The organism is Streptosporangium sp. NPDC004379, assembly GCF_042873875.1.
Classification (GTDB): domain Bacteria; phylum Actinomycetota; class Actinomycetes; order Streptosporangiales; family Streptosporangiaceae; genus Streptosporangium.
The window spans coordinates 360,919-379,967 of record NZ_JBIAMC010000002.1; the positions used below are offsets into that span (position 1 = coordinate 360,919).

Sequence of the window (19,049 nt, forward strand, 5' to 3'; positions counted from 1 at the left end):
ACCCGAACCACTCGCCAGGACTCCAACATGATCACCAGGCGGATCCCATTGAGCACTCTCTCCCAGGAAGACCCACACGGTCACGTGGCTGGAATCGCTCACCGCTGAGATACCTCACCACTGGACTTTGCGAAACCCGGAAGGGCACGGGCCTGATGGATGGACCGTAGTCACTCAGTTGGTCACTCAGCAACGCAGAAAGCCGCTTCCGGTCTCTCGGAAGCGGCCTCTGACCTGGGTGGAGATGAAGGGGTTCGAACCCCTGACCCCTTCGATGCGAACCGCGGTGGGGCGTACCGCTTCTGGTCGCCGGATGCCATCCAGTGCTGTCAGGTGCCACGACGATGAGGTCCGTCGATCTCGGTTGTGCTCCCGTGTCAGCGGGTCCGCTGACTTTTCGCTGACTCCCTCCGGCCTCTATCGACCGGAGATGATCCTGACCACGGGGAACACCGCGCCAAGCATCGTCAGATCAGCAGGAGAGTCTTGCCCAGGGCACTTCGTGACTCGATCGCGGCATGCGCGTCCGCAGCACGCTCCAGGGGGAAAGTCTGTCCGATGATCGGCCGGATCCGACCCGCCGCCGCCTCCGACATCACCCGCTCGGCCCAGCCCCGCATCTTCGGCCCGAAACCGAAGAGCTGCTCGATCCCGATCACCTCGACTTCACGCCGCTGCGCCTGGGCAGGATCGATCTCCGTGACTTGACCGCTGGAAGCACCGTGAATGGAGAAGCGACCGCCGACCGCCGTCACCTCGAACGCGGCCCGGCCGATCGCTCCGCCGACCCCGTCGAACACCACATCAGGACCCGCGCCACCGGTCGCCTCGTGTACCTGCTTCGCCCAATCGGGGTCCGAGTAGTCGACCGCGGCATCTGCGCCCAGACCACGGATCATGTCCAGCTTCCGTGCACCGCGTGCGGCTCCCACCACCCTGGCGCCTGCCGCCCGAGCCAACTGCACCAACAGAGTGCCGACACCGCCACCTGCCGCCTCGACCAGCACCCACTCCCCGGGAAGGATCCGGGCTCCCTCGACCAGCCCCAGTGCGGTGCTGCCGTCGGTATGCAGAGCGGTGGCCTCAGGCAACCCCAGCCCATTCGGCACCGGGATCAGATCCTCCACCACGGCCACCGCGCGCTCGGCGAAGCCGCCGGTCTCCCCCACCTCGGCGATGACACGCCGTCCGGACCAGATCAGATCCACGCCCTCCCCCACCGAACCCACCTGACCGGCCACCGTACCGCCCGGCACGTACGGCAGGACGGGCCTGTCGTGCCATTTGTCGGCACCCCGCCGGATCTGCGTCTCGACGAACGTGATGCCGGCGACGGATACGTCGACCACCACCTGTCCCGGTCCGGCGACCGGGTCCGGCACCTCGCCCGGAACCAAAACCTCGGGACCTCCGAAACGCGCCACCTGCACCACTCGCACTTCAGCCGCCCCCTGCATTCAGCTTGTCCGACACCGACGCAGAGCACTCTTCACCCTCAACCGAAGTTGAGGTCAAATAATCACAAATTACGTCATACGACCCTGAATCATCTCAGATGAGCCGCACCCGCCCACCACGCCTCTGTCGATGGCAGCCAAGCCACCGCCGGAGCCCCAGCACTCAGTCCGGAAAGCAGGATGCTCGGCCAAAAAGCTCTTCACTGAGGACGACCTTTCAGGGCGCCCTCTCCGCCGACCGGCTCTACTCCTTCCAGGACGACGAAGGCCCGACTCCAAGTTCTGGAGTCGGGCCTTCGTCGTCCTGGTGGAGATGAGGGGGATTCGAACCCCTGACCCCTTCGATGTGAAGCCTTTCGCAGGGGCCGGATCCTTGGCCTATGCGCTGTCTGAGCTGCGGGGACGGTCCCTCGTTGTCCGCGGCCGTCCGGCCCCGTCCGTGGCCGTTGTCACCCAGTTGGTCACTCAGCTCTCCGCCGACCCGCTCTTCCGGTGCCAGGTCAAGCCAACCCATCCCGCAAGATCATCTATGATCCTAGACTCCAGATCCGTATCGTCTTGTCTCTGCCGCAGGAGACGATGACTGAAGTGCCATCACTGCGCCTTCCGGCCGCCAAACCGAAGACCGTGCCGGAGCGGCTGTCGAAGGGCTCCCCAACCGCATCTCCGGTATCCAGATCCCACGCCGACACGTTGCCGTAGTCATCACCGTAGACGATGACGGACGAGCCATCGCCGCTCCGTCCCACCGTCATATCCGAAAATCCGTTGGGCTGAACCTTGATGGGCTTTCCGACAGGCTTTCCCGTGTTCAGGTTCCAAACTCGGATCCTGCCACCAAGATCTCCCTCCTTGAAAGGCCATCCCGGGGAGTACGCAGAGACAACAACCGGAGTGCCGTCACGGCGCTTCCCCATCGCCAAAGCTCGCACTTGGCAGTCATCGCATCCGGCAAGAGACTTGCTGACGGGCTTCCCCGTCTCCAGACTCCAGACGCGTGCCTCGCCCGAGGTGTTTCCAGTGACGACGACAGGTGTGCCGTCGCTGCGCTTGCCGGTGACCACCTCGGTAGCAGTGGTGAAGACTTCCGTGAAGGATCTCTTGATGGATTTACCCGTGTTCAGGTTCCACAGGCCGACGACTGATGACACTCCCCCCGCAGTGGCGGCAATGACCGGAGTGCCATCACGAAGCTTGCCCGTTGATACTCCCCACATGATATCGCGCTTAGATACGATAGGCCGACCAAGAGATTTCCCGGTATTCAGATTCCACATGCGCAGAGTGCTGTCGTCTCCGCCGGAGACGATGACCGGAGTGCCATCACTGCGCTTACCTATCGCTACGCTATAAATTAATTTGGCATGCCCCTTCAAAGGCTTTCCAATAGGCTTACCGGTGTCCAGGTTCCAGATCCGTACAGTCTTGTCGCGACTGCCGGAGACGATGACCGGGGTACCATCGCTACGCTTGCCAACAGCCACCGCTGTCACAGCGCCAGTGTGTCCCTTGAGGGGATCGTCAACCGGAGTGCCGAAGGGAGTGACCTCGGCCGAGGACGAGAGCTTCTTCGCCGCAGAAGCCGACAGCCGGCCGATTGAGGAATCAAACCCGAATGCCGCGCTCCTTACCGACAGGTTCAACGAACCGAGCGCCAGCAGCACACCCGTCGCGACCGCCAAGGACCTGAGCCTGACCCGCGGCCTGCGACCCACTGCCATATCTACCTCTTATCCCGACGCCCACTGTGACATCCATGTCGATCATTGACGGCCGTCAGACTAGTCACCGCATTCACGTCGCAGGAAGAGGAAAGCACCTACGAGTCCAGTCCGGTCTGATACCGTCGCCGCTCATCTCTCCGTCGGCCAGCGGTCCTTGTCGGCCACGAAGCCCTCTCGCGACAAGGTGAAGCGGAACGTGGTGCTGCTGTGCGAGATCCCCAAGGGCAGGGAGGAGCGGCCGTCGAAGTCGCTGACTCACGACCAGGCCGAAGCCGTACTCAAGGCGTCCGAGGGCACGGCGCTGCACGCCTACATCGTGCTGTCGCTGCTGCTCGGGGCACGGACGGAAGAGTTACGGGCGCTCATCTGGTCCCATGTCGACCTCGACGGCAATCCGCCGTCCATCATGGTCTGGCGCTCGGTCCGGGAGGGTGGCGACACCAAGACCCGCAGGTCCCGGCGCACGCTGGCCATGCCGAGACGGTGTGTGGACGCGCTCAAGCTCCACCGTGAGCGTCAGGACGTGGCCCGTAAGGCGGCGGGCGCGAGCTGGCAGGACAACGGCCTCGTGTTCGCGTCCAAGGTCGGCACGGAACTGGACTCCCACAACGTCCGCCGCTCGTTCCGGGCCGTCCTCAAGAAGGCCGGCCTGAACGCTCAGGAGTGGACGCCTCGGGAGATGCGCCACAGCTTCGTCTCACTACTGTCGGACTCCGGTATGTCCATCGAGGCCATCTCACGCCTGGTGGGCCACCGCAACACCTCAGTGACGGAAACGGTCTACCGCAAGCAGCTCCGGCCGATGCTCCTGGAAGGGGCCGAAGCGATGGACCAGATCTTCTCGCACGACTGAGCACGGCTCACGGCCGCGCACCGGCGTTCGCTCGGCGGCTGCGCCGCATACCGGCGATGAGGAGTGCGGCTATACCTCCATAGAGCAGGAGAACGAACCAGAGCCCCTGCGAATCCAAGGGACAGTAGGGGGAGAAGAACGTGACGACCGAGACCGCGTAGTAGGCGGCCGTCATGAGCGCCGCACCAGCCCCGATCCATGCCAGGAGGCGGAGCCTCTTACCTGAGGATCGCCATATGGCCACTGTCAGCACCACCAGGACGACGGGAAGAAGCGTAGCCATGGCGCCGAAGCCCAAGGCAAGCACGTCATGACCGGGGTAACCATCCTCAGTGTTCAGATGAGCGCAGATCTGAATCCCTGAGTCAGCGTCCAGGAATCCCCAATGAGGAAGGAGCGACAGGAGAACGGCACTCGTCCAGCACAGCAGCACACGATGCTTCATCGCCTTCCTCCCAGACCCGCAACGCCTCGTCCTCCCGCGCGGATCTTGGGAGGGAGTCCATGATCCCGCGATGACCAGGGCCTCTGGACGAGATACGGCCGTAGTCACTCAGTTGGTCACTCAGCAACGCAGAAAGCCGCTTCCGGTCTCTCGGAAGCGGCCTCTGACCTGGGTGGAGATGAAGGGGTTCGAACCCCTGACCCCTTCGATGCGAACCGCGGTGGGGCGTGCCGGGTCGGTTCATCGGATGCCATCTGGTGCCGCATCGGTGCCACCTGATGATCTCGGCCCCGTCCTCGTGTCAGCGGATCCGCTGACTTTTCGCTGACTCCAGCCGGTCTTCACTGATCATGAGTCCCGCCCCGGTCCTGGCCGTCAGCCGGAGCTCGTGATCCCTTCCGGCAGGAGGGTGAACGCGTCGACATGGCGAGGTCTCACCGCGCGGAAGTGCCGATGATCGACCGTGGCGATCGTCGACAACCCCAAGCGCTCGGCCACCGCGATGACCGACGCGTCGACGATTCCCAGAGGGAAGCCGATGTACTGCTGCGCCAGCTCCGCCATGCGAACGAGATCGCTGTCCTCAAGCTCGGCCAGGCGGAAGCCGTTGCCACCGAAGGATCTCAGGAAGTTCAGCTCCGCCTCGGGACCGACCCGGGCCGTCAGGTAATAACCCACCTCACCCAGCACCGGCGACGGCACAAGAATCGGCCCTTTGGTACGGCGCAGCAGATCGAGGCACGCATGATGGTGCCTGTCCTTCTTGCTCCCGACCGCGATGAGTACACCCGAGTCGCACAGGAGCACGTCAGAAGCCCGACCGGGAGCGCAGGATCTCTCGATACTTCTCGGACGCGTCCGGCTCGTCCTCGAACGAGGCGAAGAACGGCAGATCCCGCTCGCTCTCCTCCTCATACTCCTCCAGGAAGCCCCGGATCAACTCCAAGGCCGGCCGGAGCTCTGCTTCCGGCACCTGATCTACCAGGTGGTGAAGCTCCTCGCGCATGGCACCCATGCCTTCGAGTGTAGGCGGACAGCCCTCGACACGCCCTGTCCTTGGAAGGATCTCAGCACGTCGAAGGCCCGGCTCCATGATCTGGAACCGGGCCTTTCGTCTTGTGGAGATGAGGGGATTCGAACCCCTGACCCCTTCGATGCGAACGAAGTGCGCTACCGGACTGCGCTACATCCCCAAGACCTGAACTAGGTTAGCAAACTTCTGGAGCCGCTCGCGCCATCCGAGAACGGGGAGACCAAAGGGATCGTGCGGGAGGTCGGGAGGGGCGGCGCGGCAGGGTGGGAAGCCGCAGGCGGCGGACCCAGGGCCGGTCGCCGGCCTTACGGCGCGGCAGGAGCGGCCCGTACGGCGCGAGCCACGTCACGGCGTCGACGCCGATCACCCGACAAGCGACATTGAACAGTGCTTTCAACCGCGGGGTTGATAGACAGACGATCTACGCCCTAGGGTTCTTTCAACCGTTGGGTTGAAACGGAGAGGTGATGAGCACGGACGTGCTGTCCCGGGTCTTCGCCGCCCTCGCGGATCCGACGCGGCGCGACATGGTCGCCCGGCTCTCGGAGGGCGACGCGACCGTGAGCCGGCTGGCTGAGCCGTACCGGATGTCGCTGCAGGCCGTCTACAAGCACCTGCGGGTGCTGGAGGACGCGGGGCTCGTCAGCCGGCCGCCGGGGCCGCAGCCCCGGCCGGTGCGCCTGGAGACCGATGCCCTCGACCTGATGGACACCTGGATCGAGCGCCACCGAAGCCGTGTCGAGCAGCGTTACCACCGCCTCGACGCCGTCCTGGCGGAGATGGAGGGAGACGAGGATGAACATGATCAAGGAGACGGTCATCGAGGCCGACCCGGGGCTGCCGGTCATCCGGATGACGCGTGACTTCGCCGCGGCACCTGGACGGCTGTTCCGCGCCCACACCGATCCCGCGCTGTTCGCCCGGTGGGTGGGTCCCGACGCCATGGCCACCCGGATCGAGCACTGGGACGCGCGTACCGGCGGCAGCTGGCGGTACGTCTCGGCGCGCGAGGACACGGACGGGAACACGGAGTACTGGTTCCACGGCTGCTTCCACGAGGTACGGCCGGACCGCATCGTGCAGACCTTCACGTTCGAGGGCGACCCCGACGGAGTCGCACTGGAGACGCTGTGGTTCGAGGACCTGGGCGACGGCCGTACGCGGCTGCGGACGCAGTCGCTGGTCGACAGCTTCGAGAGCCGTGACGCGTGGCTGCGCAGCGGCATGGAGGTCGGTGTCAACGAGGGACACGCGAAGCTGGAGAGGATGCTCGCCGATGGCACTGTCTGATCACCCGGCCGAGCGGCACCGGCAGGTCGCCGGGCTGTTCACCGACCGGGTCCGCGGCACCCGGTCCTGGGACGCGCCGTCCCCGGTCACCGGCTGGACCGCCCGCGACGTCGTGCGTCACCTGGTCGAATGGCTCCCGGGTTTCCTGGCCTCCGGCTCCGGCGTCGTGCTGCCTCCCGGGCCGTCGGTGGACGACGACCCGGTCGCCGCGTGGCAGGCGCACCGCGACGGCGTGCAGGCGGTGCTGGACGACCCGGGGACGGCGCACCGGGAGCTCGCCAACCCGCACATCGGCACCGTGCCGCTGGACACCGCGATCGACCGGTTCTACACCGCCGACGTGTTCATGCACACCTGGGATCTGTCCAGGGCGACCGGCCAGGACGACCGGCTGGACCCGGACTTCTGCGCCCGGCTCCTCGCCGAGATGGAGCCGATGGAGGAGGTCCTCCGCTCCTCCGGCCAGTACGGTCCCAGGGTCGAGGTGCCCGTCGACGCGGACGTCCAGACCAGGATGCTGGGTCTCATCGGCCGGGACCCGTTCTGGCGGGGACCGGTGAGCCGGACGCCCTGACCGGGTCGAAGACCGATGGGAACGTGCCGCCCGGGGCCGTACGGCGCCGCGTCCCGGTGTCGGTCGCCGACCGCGCGGTGTCCCGGCGTGCCGGGTCTCGGTCGCCGGCCGTACGGCTCACGTCCCGGCGTTCCGGGCCTCAGCCGCCGGCCGTACGGCGTCTCGTCCCGATGTACCGGGCTTCAGTCGTCGGCCGCGCGCCGCAGCGTACCGGGTCTCGGTCGCCGGCCGTACGGCGCGGCGTACCGGGCGTCAGTCGCCGACCGCGCGGCGCGGTGTCTCGGCGTACTGGTCGAACAGCTCGTCGCGCAGCGCGGTGAGGTCGATGACCTCCGCCACCGGCCGCCGGGCCTCCAGCTCGGCACGCCGGCGGGCGCGCCTGGCACGCTCCGCCCTGGCCAGGGCCGCGGCCCTGCGCCGCTCGGCGTCGGCCTTCACCGCGGCCCGCAGAACCGTCAGGTAGCCGCCCAGGAGGACGACGGAGGGGGCGATCCCCCACCAGGGGATCACCCGGGTCGCGGCCGTCACCACGGAGGCGAGGAGCAGCAGCACGCACCACAGTGTCAGCCGCCTGCGCTTGGCCACCTGGACGGCTCGGCGCCGTCTCTCGGCGCGCCGCCTCCCGGCCTCGGAGCCGGGCACCGCGGCCGGGGCGTCGGAGCCCGCGCCATCGGTGCCGGCGGGGGGCTCGGCGCGCGTGTCACCGCCCCCGTCCACGTCCACGTCCGCGTTCTCGGACGCCCGCGCGGCCGGGCCGTACGGCCCGGCGACGGTGACGGCGTCGGCATCGACGTCGGAGTCTCCCCCGGCGTCCATACCGGACTCGGCGTCGGTCTCGGAGTAGGCGGGCCGGTCGCGGCGCAGCCACATGGGCACGAGCACGCACAGCCACATCACCACGATGGCCAGATAGAGGAGGACGCTGCCGCTCACGGCCACCTCCGGGCAGCACGAAAGCGCCGCTGGTCCGCTGGCGCTCTCGATGTGCTCACGTCACGCACCGTAAGACCGCGTGTCACTATTTGACGAGTATTCGATGCGGTGTGTCGCGAGATCTTCAAACCTCTTCGTGCGGAGCGCCGCCGTGCGCCGCCGCTTCTCGGTCCCTGCGCCACCTGGTCAGCAGCCCTCTGGGCACATCCTCAACGGTCAGCGCATAACAAATATGGTCACGCCAGGCGCCGTCAATGTGTAATTGCCGACGTCTGATGCCCTCTTCCCGGAAACCAAGCTTTTCAACCACTCTGCGGCTCGCGTGATTTTCCGGACGGATATTGGCCTCGACGCGGTGCAGGCCGGTGGTGAAGAAGCAGTGGTCGACGGCCATGGCCACGGTGGTCGGGATGATGCCCCGCCCCGCCAGTGCGCTGTCCACCCAGTAGCCGATCTGCGCGGACCTGGCCGACCCCCAGACGATCGCGCCGACGGTCAGCTGCCCGGCGAACGCCCCCCGGTAGGTGACGACCCAGGGAAGCGCCAGCCCCTGCCGGGCCTCCCGGCGCAGCGTGGCGGTCATCGAGACGTAGGGGCCGAGACCCGTCCGGAACAGGGGCGTCTCGGGGTTGCTCGGCTCCCAGGGGCGCAGCCAGTCGGCGTTGCGCAGCCGCGACTCGCGCCAGACGCGCACGTCTCTCAGCCGCAACGGCCGAAGCCCCACGGGCCCCTCCGTCAGGGTCACCGGCCAGCCACGTAGTCGATCCACGCCTTCCATCATCCTCCCAAGGCGTGCCGCCGTGCCACGGACTCGTCACTCCCCTCTCCGCCCCGGACCACGACGCGAGCAGGCCCGGGCCGCCGCGGTCAGCGCGGGTGGTCCCCTCCGCGGATCTGGTCCACGGCGTGTTTGAGGATCGGCGCGAGTACGGCCATGCCGTCGCGGACCCCGCCCGAGGATCCCGGCAGGTTGACGATCAGGGTGTTCCCCGCCTGCCCGGCGAGCCCCCGGGACAGGATCGAGGTGGGCACCCTGTCGCGGGTGGACTGGCGGATCGCCTCGGCGATGCCGGGGATCTCCCTGTCGAGTACGCGGCGCGTCACCTCCGGGGTCAGGTCGGCGGGCGTCAGTCCGGTGCCTCCGGTGGTGACGATCACGTCGTGCCCCTCCGCCACCCCGGCCCGCAGCGCCTCCTCGACCGGCTCGCCGTCGGGCACCACCCGCGGACCCGTCACCTCGCACCCGGCCTCGGCCAGCAGCTCGGCGAGCAGCCTGCCGGACCTGTCCTCGTAGACCCCCGCGGCGGCCCGGTTGGACGCCGTGATCACCAAAGCCCTCATAAGATCACCAAAGCCTTCACCTGGTCACCCGGCCCTCATCCGATCATCCAGCCCTCATCCGCGTCCGCCCGGGACGGGATCCGTCCATCCGCGTCCGCTCGGAGCGGCCGGTCACGGGCGGGTCCAGACCCCGGTCTTGCCGCCCGTCTTCTCCTCCACCCGCACGTCGGTGATCACCGCCGCCGGGTCCACCGCCTTGACCATGTCGATCAGCGCGAGCGCGGCGACGGAGACCGCGGTCAGCGCCTCCATCTCGACGCCGGTGCGGTCGGCGGTCTTCACCCGCGCGGTGATCTCCACCCCGTCGTCGGCAACCGACAGGTCGACCTTCACCCCGTGCAGGGCGATCGGGTGGCAGAGCGGGATCAGGTCGGGGGTGCGCTTGGCGCCCATGATCCCCGCGATCCGGGCGGTGCCGAGCGCGTCGCCTTTGGGCACCTCCCCCGACCGCAGCAGCGCGACCGCCTCGGCCGACAGCAGCACCTTGCCGGTGGCGCTCGCCGTACGGGCGGAGACGTCCTTGGCGGAGACGTCGACCATGCGGGCCGCGCCGGTCTCGTCGATGTGCGTGAATCCGGGCGCGGACCCAGGGGTGGCTCCCGGAGCCGACCCAGGTGTGGCGCCGGAAGTGGCTCCGGGGGTGAACCCTGGTGTGAACCCGGGTGTGAATCCGCTCACAGCGGGATGACCTCCACGTTCGAGCCCTCGGGCAGTTCGGTGACGTCCTCGGGGACCACGATCAGGGCGTTGGCCGAGGCGAGGGCGGCGAGCTGGTGCGAGCCCTGCCCCCGGACCGGCGTGACCGTGCCGTCGCGGCCGAGCACGGCGCGCAGGTAGGAGCGCCTGCCCTGCGGCGAGCGCAGCGGCGCGGCGGTCACCCCCCGCACGCTGTACGGGGCCCCGGCGGCCAGGCCGCGCATCTTCAGCAGCGCGGGACGGACGAACAGCATGAACGACACGAAGGACGACACCGGGTTGCCGGGCAGCGCGAAGATCGGGATCTGGTCATGGCCCACGACGCCGAACCCCTGCGGCATGCCCGGCTGCATCGCGACGCGCTCGAAGCGGACCGTGCCGAGCGGCGAGAGGGCCTCCTTGACGGGCTCGTAGGCGCCCATCGAGACGCCGCCGCTGGTGATCACGGCGTCGGCCCGCAGCAGCTGGGCGTCGAGCTGGTCGAGGAACCGGGCGGGGTCGTCGGCGACGATCCCGGCGCGGTAGCCCTCCCCTCCGGCCTGCTGCACCGCGGCGGCCAGGGTGTAGCTGTTGGACTCCCACAGCTGCCCGTGCTCCAGCGGCGCGCCGGGCTCCACCAGCTCGGCGCCGGTGGAGATCACCACGACCCGGGGGCGGGGCCGTACCAGCACCCGGCGGCGGCCGACCCCGGCGAGAATGCCGAGCTGCGCCGGGCCGATGGGCGTGCCCACCGGCAGTACGGCCTGCCCCTCGGAGACGTCCTCGCCCGCGCGGCGGATGGCGTTGCCCTCGGGAGCCTGCCGGTCGATCAGCACCTCGACGGTGCCGCCGTCGGTCCACTCGACCGGGATCACGGTGTCCGCGCCCGGCGGAACCGGGGCGCCGGTCATGATCCGTACGGCCGTGCCGGGGCCGACGGCGAGCGTCCGGGCGTTGCCGGCCGCGATGTCGCCGAGCACCTGCAGCCTCGCGGGCACCGTCGCGAGGTCCCCGGCCCGTACGGCGTAGCCGTCCATGGCCGAGTTGTCGAAAGACGGCAGCGGCACCGGGGAGGCGACCTCCTCGGCGAGGGTGGTGCCCAGCGCCTGGTCGAGCTCGATCTCCAGCGGCGCGAGCGTCCGCACGGTCCGCAGAATGTCGGAAAGGTGGTCGTCGACCGTTCTCATGGGATCGTTCATCGAGACGCCAGGAACTCCTTCAGCCAGGGCAGGAAGTCCGGTCCCAGGTCGGGCCGGTCGGCGGCGAACTTCACCACCGTACGCAGGTATTCGAGCTTGTCGCCGGTGTCGTAGCGGCGGCCGCGGAACAGCACGCCGTGGACCGGGCCGCCCTCCTCCTTGCCGCGGCCCGCCAGGGTGCGCAGCGCGTCGGTGAGCTGGATCTCGCCGCCGCGGCCGGGCCCGGTGTTCTCCAGGACGTCGAACACGGCCGGGTCGAGCACGTAGCGGCCGATGATGGCCCAGTTGGACGGCGCCTCGTCCGCCGGGGGCTTCTCCACCAGGTCCGTCACCCGCACCACGTCGTCCTCGGCGGTGGCCTCGATGGCGGCGCAGCCGTACAGGGACACCTGCTCCTGGGGCACCTCCATCAGTGCGATGACGCTGCCGCCGTGGGTCCGGCGCACCTCGATCATCCGCTTGAGCAGCTCGTCACGCTGGTCGATCAGGTCGTCACCGAGCAGGCAGGCGAACGGGTGGTCGCCCACGTGCTGCTTGGCGCACAGCACCGCGTGGCCGAGGCCGCGCGGCTCGCCCTGCCGTACATAGTGGATGGTCGCAAGGTCGGCGGGCTCACGCACCTTGGACAGGCGCTCGTCGTCGCCCTTGGCCTCCAGCACGTCCTCAAGCTCGATCGCCCGGTCGAAATGGTCCTCGATGGACCTCTTGTTCTTCCCGGTCACCATCAGGACGTCCAGCAGACCGGCGGAGACGGCCTCCTCCACGACATACTGGATCGCCGGCTTGTCGACGATCGGAAGCATCTCCTTAGGGGTCGCCTTGGTGGCGGGCAGGAAGCGCGTGCCCAGCCCCGCGGCGGGGACTACGGCTTTGGTCACAGAATGGAAGTCGGTCATAACCGAAACCATAACGGAGGCGTCTGTGGACAAGTCGAGGCTGAGGTCCTCCATCGAGGACGCGCGGACCGCCATCCCCGGCGACGCGCGGCACGCGGCCTCCGTCCGGATCAGGGACGCCCTGCTCGACCGGCCCTGGGTGCAGATGGCCGGGCTGGTCGCCTGCTACTGGTCCGTCGGCGCCGAGCCCGAGACCCACGGCCTCGTCTTCGCGCTGTGGAAGCACGGCGCGACCGTGATGCTGCCGGTGCTGCGTGACGACGACGACCTCGACTGGGCGGTGTACGACGGCCCCGGCACCCTCGCCCCCGGGCGCTTCGGGATCATGGAGCCGGTCGACACCCGGCGCGGCGTCGACGCGATCCGTACCGCCGCCCTGGTCATCGTGCCCGCCCTGGCCGTGGACCGCGCGACCGGCGTACGGCTCGGCCGCGGCGGCGGCTCCTACGACCGCGCGCTGGCCCGGGTCGGCCCGAACGTGCCGACGGTCGCGCTGCTGCACGAGGGCGAGCTGATGGACGGCGTGCCGGCCGAGCCGCACGACGTGCCGGTCCGGTACGCGGCCACCCCGGAGGGGATCGTCCACCTGGCCCCGTGAGCCGCACGGGACGGATGAGGCCGCAGGGGACGGGTGAGATCGTCCACCTGGCCCGGTGAGACGCGCGGGACGGATGAGAGCGTCCAGCAGGCCCGGTGAGACGCGCGGGACGGATGAGAGCGTCCAGCAGGCCCGGTGAGACGCGCGGGACGGATGAGGCGGCCGAATACGACAGAATGGTCCCCGAGGTCGGAGAGGGGGCCAGATGGACATCGACTTCTGGCTTCTTCTGGGCGCAGGGGTGGTGATAGCGGCCATCGTCGCGGTGCGCGTCGCCCACCGCACCGGCCTGCCCAGCCTTCTCATCTTCCTCGGCATCGGCCTGCTCGTCGGCGAGGCCGGCCTGGGCCTGCAGTTCGAGAACCCGCAGCTCGCCCAGCAGATAGGGATGATCGCCCTGGCCGTCATCCTCGCCGAGGGCGGCCTGACCACCAACTGGAACCACGTCAAGAAGGCCGTCCCCCTCGCGGCGGTGCTCGCCACCGTCGGCGTGGGGGTGAGCATCGTGGCCGTCGCCGTACCGGTCCACCTGCTGCTCCACATGGACCTGCGCACCTCCCTGATCATCGGCGCGGTGCTCGCCTCGACCGACGCCGCGGCCGTCTTCTCCGTCCTGCGCCGGCTGCCGCTGCCGCGCCACCTCGCGGGCATCCTGGAGGCCGAGTCCGGGTTCAACGACGCCCCCACCGTCATCGCGGTGGTGCTGCTGAGCGCGGCGGGCTCGTCCTCGGTGGAGCACGCGCTGCTGGAGGTGGTCGTCGAACTGGCGGTGGGCGCCGCCGCCGGTCTGGCCATCGGGCCCCTGGGCGTGTACGCGCTGCGCCGGATCGCGCTGCCGGTCTCCGGTCTCTACCCGATCGCCGTGCTGGCCCTGGCGTTCGTCGCCTACTCCGGGGCCGTCCACCTGGACGGCAGCGGCTTCCTCGCGGTCTACCTCGCCGCACTGATCATGGGCAACTCCCGGATGCCGCACCGCGCCGCAACCCGGGGGTTCGCCGAAGGGGTGGCCTGGCTCGCGCAGATCGGCCTGTTCGTCATGCTCGGCCTGCTGGCCAGCCCCTCGGAGATGCCGTCGGCGATCATCCCGGGCCTGGTGGCCGGATTCATCCTGGTCGCGGTGGCCCGGCCGCTGTCGATCGTGGTCTGCGCCTTCCTGGTACGGATCGCCCGGGTGGACCGGCTCGGCTGGCGCGAACAGGCGTTCCTGTCGTGGGCGGGACTGCGCGGCGCGGTCCCCATCGTGCTCGCCACCATCCCCTGGGCGGCGAGCACGGGCGGCGACGGCTCCGCCAAGCTCGTGTTCAACGAGGTGTTCGTCATCGTGGTCGTCTACACCCTGATCCAGGGGCCGACGCTGCCCTTCGTGGCCACGCGGCTCGGGCTGTCGAAGGTGGACGAGGCGCAGGACCTGGAAGTGGAGTCGGCGCCGCTGGAGGAGCTCAACGCCGACCTGCTCCAGATAAAGATCCCGCCGACCTCCAAGCTTCAGGGTGTGGAGATCTTCGAACTCCGGCTGCCCTCCGACGCCCAGGTCACGCTGATCGTGAGGGACGGCCGGACGTTCGTGCCCACCGACACCACCAGGATCAAGGTCGACGACCAGCTCCTGGTCGTGACCACCGCCGCCTGCCGCGACTCGGCCGAGCGGCGGATCAGGGCGATCAGTCGCCGGGGCAAGCTGGCGGGCTGGTTCGGCGAACTCGGCCGCTGACCCGCCGCTGCGGCCGTGCCACCGGACTTCGGAGGCTTCGCCGTACCGCCGGTCGTCCGGTTGGGGCGCGATGGGCCGCGGCGGCGCGGTGGAATGGCAAGGACCCGACTCGCGTTCACCCCTGTCAGCCGAATACCATTAGCAGTCGCGTCCGTAGAGTGCCAACCGGCGTGAACCAACGAGGAGGAGCGCGTGCCCACCTACCAGTACGCCTGCAACGCGTGCGGCAACGAGTTCGAGATCGTCCAGAAGTTCTCCGACGACGCCCTGACCGAGTGCCCGTCGTGCTCCGGCCAGCTCCGCAAGGTGTTCTCGGCGGTCGGCATCGTCTTCAAGGGCTCCGGCTTCTACCGGACCGACAGCCGGTCCTCCTCCACCAGCACCGTGGGATCCTCCAGCTCGTCGGGCTCCTCCGGGGCCTCGGGCTCGTCGGACTCCTCGGCGTCGTCGAGCTCTTCGGGGTCGTCGGGCTCGTCCGGCGAGTCGAAGCCGTCCGGCTCCTCGTCCGAGTCCAAGAGCAAGGCCCCCGCCTCGGCGAGCAGCTCGGCCCCCGCCGCCTGATCGCGTCCGCTCCCAGCAGGGAGCGGACCCGCGGCATGAGCCGCCCGAACCGACCCGCGGCACGAAGCGTCCGAACCGACCCGCTGCGCGAGCCGTCCGAGCCGACCTACGGCATGAGCCGTCCGGGGCACAGGCGGCTCAGGGCGGAAGCGGGCGGCGGCACGCGGTGGTGACCCTTCCAGGTAGGAAGGCCCCTTCCATGCGGGGCGGCCTTCCAGGCAGGGGCCTCCTCCCAGACGGGAGCGGCCCCCAGGCGGGGCAGGCGAGAGCGGTTCCCCACGCGAGACACCGCCGTGCCGTCACACCACCAGGCCGTCCCGCCCAGGTTGTCCACAGGCGCGGCCCGGCACCCGCCCGTTGTCCACAGGCACGGTCCGGTCTCATCGCCGGGCCGCCGGTCGCGCTAGTCTCGGCGCCATGGTCACTCGCGCGGAAATCGGGGTCATCGGCGGCTCCGGCTTCTACTCCCTGCTCGACGACGCCACCGAGGTCGAGGTCTCCACGCCCTACGGCCCGCCCAGCGACGTCATCACCGTCGGCCGCATCGGCTCCCGCACGGTCGCCTTCCTCCCCCGCCACGGGCGCGACCACCGTTTCGCCCCCCACCTCATCCCCTACCGCGCCAACCTGTGGGCCCTGCGCTCCCTCGGCGTCCGCCAGGTCCTGGCCCCCAGCGCGGTCGGCTCCCTGCGCCCCGAGGTGGGCCCCGGCGCCCTGGTCGTCCCTGACCAGCTCATCGACCGCACCTCCGGCCGCGTCCAGACGTACTACGACACCGACGGCGTCGTGCACGTCGCCTTCGCCGACCCCTACTGCCCGGCCGGGCGCGCGGCGGCCGTCTCCACCGCCCGCTCCGCCCAGTGGGATCTGGTCGACAGCGGCACCCTCGTGGTCATCGAGGGCCCCCGCTTCTCCAGCCGCGCGGAGTCCCGCTGGTTCGGCTCCAACGGGTGGACGATCGTCGGCATGACCGGCTTCCCCGAGTCGATCCTCGCCCGCGAGCTGGCCATGTGCTACACCTCGCTGTCCCTGGTCACCGACCACGACGCCGGGGTCGAGGCAGGTGAGGGCGTCACCCACGAGGAGGTCCTGGCCTTCTTCGCCGCCAACGTCGAGCACATGCGATCCCTCGTCACCGAGGTCGTCACCGCCCTCCCGGAGGAGCGCGCCTGCCCCTGCTCCACCGCCCTCGACGGCCTCAAACTCCCCTTCGACCTCCCGGAGTGACCGCCCGCCCCGCCGGCCGGTGACGACCGGCGCCCGCCGTCCACGAACCGCCAGCTGATCCAGACCGGCCCAGCCGGCTCAAGCCGGTCCCGCCGGTCGGCTCAGGCCGGTCCCGCCGGTCGGCTCAGGCCGGTCCCGCCGGTCGGCTCAGGCCGGTCCCGTCTGTCGGCTCAGGCTGGTCCCGTCGGCCGATGACGACCGGCACCCGCCGTCCACGAACCGCTGACCCGCCAGACCGGTCCCACCGGTCGGCCCAAGCCGATTCCACCGTGCGGCGACGGCCGAGAAATCGCCGTCACCGCCTCCCGGCAGACCGGTCTCCCCACAGACCGCCTTGCCGACAGACCGCCCGCCCCGCCGTACGGCGGGGCGCGGTCGTCCAGTCATCCACGGGTACCGCGCCACCCGGTTCTTCCCACTCTCACGATGGAGTCCGTCATGCGCGCGTTCCGCCGCCTTCTCGGCCGGTACCACCGCCTCGCCGCCACCGTTGTCACCGCTCTGGCCGCCACGTGCGCCGTCGTCGCGCTGCGACCGGAGACCGCCTCGGTGACCGTCCTGGTGGCGGCCAGAAACCTCCCCGGGGGCGTACTGGCCGCACGCGACCTCACCACGGCCGCCCTCCGGCCGGAGACGGTCCCCGACGGCGCGCTCAGGCCCGGCGCACCGGTCGCCGGGAAGGTCATGGCAGGCCCGGCCCGCCGAGGGGAGCCCATCACCGACGTGCGCCTCCTCGGTCCGGGCCTGCTGGCCGCGCACGGCCCGGGAACGGTCGCCACACCGGTCCGCGTCGCGGATTCCGCGGCGGCCCGGCTGCTGTCACCCGGCGACGTCGTCAACGTCCTGGCCGCCTCCGCCAGCTGGGAGGGAGCGGTCCCGGCCCGGGTCGTGGCCGAGGGCGTCACCGTCCTGGCCGATCTCGGCGACCGGTCGGACCGCGACGCCCTGGTCGTGCTGGCCACCACCGCCGAGCAGGCCGTCAGGCTGGCCTCAGCCCAGGCGGGCGGCCACCTGTCGATCACCATCGGCCCACGCGCCCGATGACTCGGCGGCGGCGGCTCTCCGGAACACAGCCGCTCACCGGCCACGGCGTTCCTGACCTGGACCCCGTTCCCGACCTGACCCCGTCCCCGCGCCGAAACCCTCCGCCCGTCGCGAGAGCGCCCGTCGCGGAGCCCTGACCCGATGGGCGGCGCCCCGCCCCGGCCGCTCAGCCAGGGAAGACCGTAGAGGTCGGCACGGCGGGAAAGGCCGGCGAGGTTGGAGACGACCGAAGCCCCGGGGACCCCGGGGAGGACGTCACAGCAGCGAGCCGAGCTTGGGGTCGTACTCCCAGTGCCAGGGCTCGAAGGGGCTGACGTAGGCCCACTTCGGGTGGAACCACCCGAACTTCTTGCTGTTGGCCTCCAGCCAGTTGAACGGGGCCGACCGGAACTGCTGCACCCCGCCGCACAGGTCGACAGCGAGCCCGAGACCGTGGTTGCTCCGCCCCGGGACTGCCGCGAAGCCCGGACGGCGGTAGTAGACCGACTGCTGCTCGGCGAGGCTCCGGTAGCTGTCGGTCACGCACATCGACTTGCCGAACCGCTTCTTGTACGCCTCGTTCATGCTGATGAACGCGAGCGCCGCGTCCCCGCGCAGCTCGCTGCCGGGCTGCGGGAGCGGGCAGAGGTACGCCTTGGGGATCAGCCCGTTGGAGAACTGGTCCGACATGCCCACCTGGACCGGGTTGCACCCCTGGGCCGGCTGGCCCGACTTGTCGACCTTGACGCCCAGCTTCACCAGCGCCTGGGTCAGCGACTTCACGATCTTTCCTGACCGCGCCCGGAGAGCCTCGATCTCGGCGTTCGCCTGCGCCTCGGAGAGCAGGGTGTCGGCCCGCAGCTCCTGGGCCTGGGCGGCCAGCTTCTCGCGTTCGGTCTGCAGGCGGCCGCTCTCCGCGAGGACGCGGTCCCGCGCGGCGACGATCTGGGTGACGTCGGCCATGGCCTGCAACGTGTCCTCGTTCGTCTCCCCGGACAGGAAACCGGCCAGGTCACCGCCCGTGGGCTGCTGGTAGAGCAGGCCGACGACGTCCGACAGCGGCTGCCGCATCTGGGCGAAGGCGCGGTCGGCGGCCTGGAGCTCGCGCAGCTTGCCCGACAGCTCCTTCTCCGAGGCCCGGATCTTGGCCTGCCGGTCCCGGAGCACCTTCGTCGCGTCCTCCAGCTCCTTGGTCGCCTTCTCGGCCTCGCGGCGCAGCTCCAGGAGGGTCGTCGGGTCACGCCGTAGCTCGGCCTCGGCGGAGACCTGCGACGCCGGCCGGGCCTGAGCGGAAAGCAGGGACTCCGGCCGGGCCTGGACTCCGGACTGGGCCTGGGCGGAAACCGGGGACCCTGACTGCGCCTGGCCGGAGGCCGTCGATCCGGTTCGCGCCTCCGCGGCCGCGGGGATGAGGGAGGTCATGGTCGCGACAACGGCGATCAGACCCACTGATCGACGAGGTGGCACTTTACGACCCCTCCGTTTGCGAACTCGTGACCTGGGTCAGGC

Annotated in this window: 21 protein-coding genes and 1 tRNA gene; 9 read left to right on the plus strand and 13 right to left on the minus strand. The window is 69.8% G+C overall.

Going from position 1 to position 19,049, the window contains the following annotated elements:
* Positions 1–467 precede the first annotated feature (467 nt).
* Positions 468–1,433 (minus strand): zinc-binding dehydrogenase, encoded by a 966-nt coding sequence (locus ACFYSC_RS05730; RefSeq protein WP_389957182.1) that lies wholly within the window; start codon positions 1,431–1,433, stop codon positions 468–470.
* Positions 1,434–1,984: 551 nt separating this feature from the next.
* On the minus strand, positions 1,985–3,139 hold the full coding sequence (locus ACFYSC_RS05735) for a WD40 repeat domain-containing protein (RefSeq protein WP_389957184.1): 1,155 nt from the start codon (positions 3,137–3,139) through the stop codon (positions 1,985–1,987).
* Positions 3,140–3,365: 226 nt separating this feature from the next.
* On the opposite strand from ACFYSC_RS05735, the gene ACFYSC_RS05740 reads away from it, so the two are divergent.
* On the plus strand, positions 3,366–4,034 hold the full coding sequence (locus ACFYSC_RS05740; protein WP_389957187.1) for a site-specific integrase: 669 nt from the start codon (positions 3,366–3,368) through the stop codon (positions 4,032–4,034).
* A gap of 7 nt (positions 4,035–4,041) precedes the next feature.
* Here the strand turns inward: ACFYSC_RS05740 and ACFYSC_RS05745 are convergent, their stop codons facing one another.
* The 4 genes from ACFYSC_RS05745 to ACFYSC_RS05760 all read right to left on the minus strand — a co-directional run bounded on the left by ACFYSC_RS05745 (position 4,042) and on the right by ACFYSC_RS05760 (position 5,672).
* Entirely contained in the window at positions 4,042–4,479 is a 438-nt protein-coding gene (locus ACFYSC_RS05745) for a hypothetical protein (protein WP_389957190.1), read from the minus strand.
* Positions 4,480–4,854: 375 nt separating this feature from the next.
* Positions 4,855–5,286 carry a type II toxin-antitoxin system VapC family toxin gene (locus tag ACFYSC_RS05750; RefSeq protein ID WP_389957191.1) on the minus strand — a complete coding sequence of 144 codons (432 nt, stop codon included), beginning with the start codon at positions 5,284–5,286 and terminating at the stop codon, positions 4,855–4,857.
* 1 nt (position 5,287) lies between these two features.
* Entirely contained in the window at positions 5,288–5,494 is a 207-nt protein-coding gene (locus ACFYSC_RS05755; RefSeq protein WP_389957195.1) for a hypothetical protein, read from the minus strand.
* Between the two features lie 104 nt (positions 5,495–5,598).
* Positions 5,599–5,672: transfer RNA gene (locus tag ACFYSC_RS05760), tRNA-Ala, on the minus strand.
* Between the two features lie 307 nt (positions 5,673–5,979).
* On the opposite strand from ACFYSC_RS05760, the gene ACFYSC_RS05765 reads away from it, so the two are divergent.
* Genes ACFYSC_RS05765 through ACFYSC_RS05775 form a run of 3 tightly spaced genes read left to right on the plus strand, consistent with a single transcriptional unit; the run spans position 5,980 to position 7,376 of the window.
* Positions 5,980–6,375 carry an ArsR/SmtB family transcription factor gene (locus tag ACFYSC_RS05765; protein WP_389957198.1) on the plus strand — a complete coding sequence of 132 codons (396 nt, stop codon included), beginning with the start codon at positions 5,980–5,982 and terminating at the stop codon, positions 6,373–6,375.
* Positions 6,308–6,802 (plus strand): SRPBCC family protein, encoded by a 495-nt coding sequence (locus ACFYSC_RS05770; protein ID WP_389957201.1) that lies wholly within the window; start codon positions 6,308–6,310, stop codon positions 6,800–6,802. Before ACFYSC_RS05765 ends, ACFYSC_RS05770 begins: the two co-directional genes overlap by 68 nt.
* Positions 6,789–7,376: a TIGR03086 family metal-binding protein gene (locus ACFYSC_RS05775; RefSeq protein WP_389957204.1), complete on the plus strand. Its 588-nt coding sequence runs from the start codon at positions 6,789–6,791 to the stop codon at positions 7,374–7,376. The genes ACFYSC_RS05770 and ACFYSC_RS05775 overlap by 14 nt, the downstream gene beginning before the upstream one ends.
* A 252-nt stretch (positions 7,377–7,628) precedes the next feature.
* On the opposite strand, the gene ACFYSC_RS05780 is transcribed toward ACFYSC_RS05775, so the two are convergent.
* From ACFYSC_RS05780 to galU, 6 genes are all read right to left on the minus strand, one after another.
* Entirely contained in the window at positions 7,629–8,309 is a 681-nt protein-coding gene (locus tag ACFYSC_RS05780; protein WP_389957206.1) for a hypothetical protein, read from the minus strand.
* A 124-nt stretch (positions 8,310–8,433) separates the two neighbouring features.
* Positions 8,434–9,087, minus strand: a complete 654-nt coding sequence (locus ACFYSC_RS05785) for a GNAT family protein (protein ID WP_362931228.1) — start codon at positions 9,085–9,087, stop codon at positions 8,434–8,436.
* Between the two features lie 89 nt (positions 9,088–9,176).
* Positions 9,177–9,650 (minus strand): MogA/MoaB family molybdenum cofactor biosynthesis protein, encoded by a 474-nt coding sequence (locus ACFYSC_RS05790; protein WP_362930874.1) that lies wholly within the window; start codon positions 9,648–9,650, stop codon positions 9,177–9,179.
* 111 nt (positions 9,651–9,761) lie between these two features.
* A complete protein-coding gene (gene moaC / locus ACFYSC_RS05795) occupies positions 9,762–10,214 on the minus strand; it encodes a cyclic pyranopterin monophosphate synthase MoaC (RefSeq protein ID WP_389957941.1) in 453 nt (150 codons plus the stop codon).
* A gap of 110 nt (positions 10,215–10,324) precedes the next feature.
* A complete protein-coding gene (glp, locus tag ACFYSC_RS05800) occupies positions 10,325–11,512 on the minus strand; it encodes a gephyrin-like molybdotransferase Glp (protein ID WP_389957943.1) in 1,188 nt (395 codons plus the stop codon).
* An 8-nt stretch (positions 11,513–11,520) separates the two neighbouring features.
* Positions 11,521–12,420: a UTP--glucose-1-phosphate uridylyltransferase GalU gene (galU, locus tag ACFYSC_RS05805; protein ID WP_389957210.1), complete on the minus strand. Its 900-nt coding sequence runs from the start codon at positions 12,418–12,420 to the stop codon at positions 11,521–11,523.
* Between the two features lie 25 nt (positions 12,421–12,445).
* Between galU and ACFYSC_RS05810 the strand changes: the two genes are divergently transcribed.
* The 5 genes from ACFYSC_RS05810 to ACFYSC_RS05830 all read left to right on the plus strand — a co-directional run bounded on the left by ACFYSC_RS05810 (position 12,446) and on the right by ACFYSC_RS05830 (position 17,561).
* Positions 12,446–13,018 carry a 5-formyltetrahydrofolate cyclo-ligase gene (locus ACFYSC_RS05810; RefSeq protein WP_389957213.1) on the plus strand — a complete coding sequence of 191 codons (573 nt, stop codon included), beginning with the start codon at positions 12,446–12,448 and terminating at the stop codon, positions 13,016–13,018.
* A 205-nt stretch (positions 13,019–13,223) separates the two neighbouring features.
* Positions 13,224–14,729, plus strand: coding sequence for a potassium/proton antiporter (locus ACFYSC_RS05815; RefSeq protein ID WP_389957217.1), 1,506 nt, complete (start codon positions 13,224–13,226; stop codon positions 14,727–14,729).
* 192 nt (positions 14,730–14,921) lie between these two features.
* Positions 14,922–15,290 carry an FmdB family zinc ribbon protein gene (locus tag ACFYSC_RS05820; protein WP_389957219.1) on the plus strand — a complete coding sequence of 123 codons (369 nt, stop codon included), beginning with the start codon at positions 14,922–14,924 and terminating at the stop codon, positions 15,288–15,290.
* A gap of 417 nt (positions 15,291–15,707) precedes the next feature.
* Positions 15,708–16,517 carry an S-methyl-5'-thioadenosine phosphorylase gene (locus ACFYSC_RS05825; protein WP_389957221.1) on the plus strand — a complete coding sequence of 270 codons (810 nt, stop codon included), beginning with the start codon at positions 15,708–15,710 and terminating at the stop codon, positions 16,515–16,517.
* A gap of 438 nt (positions 16,518–16,955) precedes the next feature.
* Positions 16,956–17,561, plus strand: a complete 606-nt coding sequence (locus ACFYSC_RS05830; RefSeq protein ID WP_389957224.1) for a flagellar biosynthesis protein FlgA — start codon at positions 16,956–16,958, stop codon at positions 17,559–17,561.
* A 255-nt stretch (positions 17,562–17,816) separates the two neighbouring features.
* Here ACFYSC_RS05830 and ACFYSC_RS05835 read toward each other — a convergent pair whose 3' ends face one another.
* Positions 17,817–18,962 (minus strand): D-alanyl-D-alanine carboxypeptidase family protein, encoded by a 1,146-nt coding sequence (locus ACFYSC_RS05835; protein ID WP_389957227.1) that lies wholly within the window; start codon positions 18,960–18,962, stop codon positions 17,817–17,819.
* Positions 18,963–19,049 lie beyond the last annotated feature (87 nt).

Bases quoted from the DNA above. Each gene is read 5' to 3' on its own strand.
- galU (WP_389957210.1), bottom strand. From the start codon at position 12,420: ATGACCGACTTCCATTCTGTGACCAAAGCCGTAGTCCCCGCCGCGGGG.
- ACFYSC_RS05745 (WP_389957190.1), bottom strand. From the start codon at position 4,479: ATGAAGCATCGTGTGCTGCTGTGCTGGACGAGTGCCGTTCTCCTGTCG.
- ACFYSC_RS05765 (WP_389957198.1), top strand. From the start codon at position 5,980: ATGAGCACGGACGTGCTGTCCCGGGTCTTCGCCGCCCTCGCGGATCCG.
- ACFYSC_RS05775 (WP_389957204.1), top strand. From the start codon at position 6,789: ATGGCACTGTCTGATCACCCGGCCGAGCGGCACCGGCAGGTCGCCGGG.
- ACFYSC_RS05790 (WP_362930874.1), bottom strand. From the start codon at position 9,650: ATGAGGGCTTTGGTGATCACGGCGTCCAACCGGGCCGCCGCGGGGGTC.
- ACFYSC_RS05815 (WP_389957217.1), top strand. From the start codon at position 13,224: ATGGACATCGACTTCTGGCTTCTTCTGGGCGCAGGGGTGGTGATAGCG.
- ACFYSC_RS05830 (WP_389957224.1), top strand. From the start codon at position 16,956: ATGCGCGCGTTCCGCCGCCTTCTCGGCCGGTACCACCGCCTCGCCGCC.
- ACFYSC_RS05835 (WP_389957227.1), bottom strand. From the start codon at position 18,962: ATGACCTCCCTCATCCCCGCGGCCGCGGAGGCGCGAACCGGATCGACG.
- ACFYSC_RS05770 (WP_389957201.1), top strand. From the start codon at position 6,308: ATGAACATGATCAAGGAGACGGTCATCGAGGCCGACCCGGGGCTGCCG.
- glp (WP_389957943.1), bottom strand. From the start codon at position 11,512: ATGAGAACGGTCGACGACCACCTTTCCGACATTCTGCGGACCGTGCGG.
- ACFYSC_RS05785 (WP_362931228.1), bottom strand. From the start codon at position 9,087: ATGGAAGGCGTGGATCGACTACGTGGCTGGCCGGTGACCCTGACGGAG.
- ACFYSC_RS05825 (WP_389957221.1), top strand. From the start codon at position 15,708: ATGGTCACTCGCGCGGAAATCGGGGTCATCGGCGGCTCCGGCTTCTAC.
- ACFYSC_RS05755 (WP_389957195.1), bottom strand. From the start codon at position 5,494: ATGGGTGCCATGCGCGAGGAGCTTCACCACCTGGTAGATCAGGTGCCG.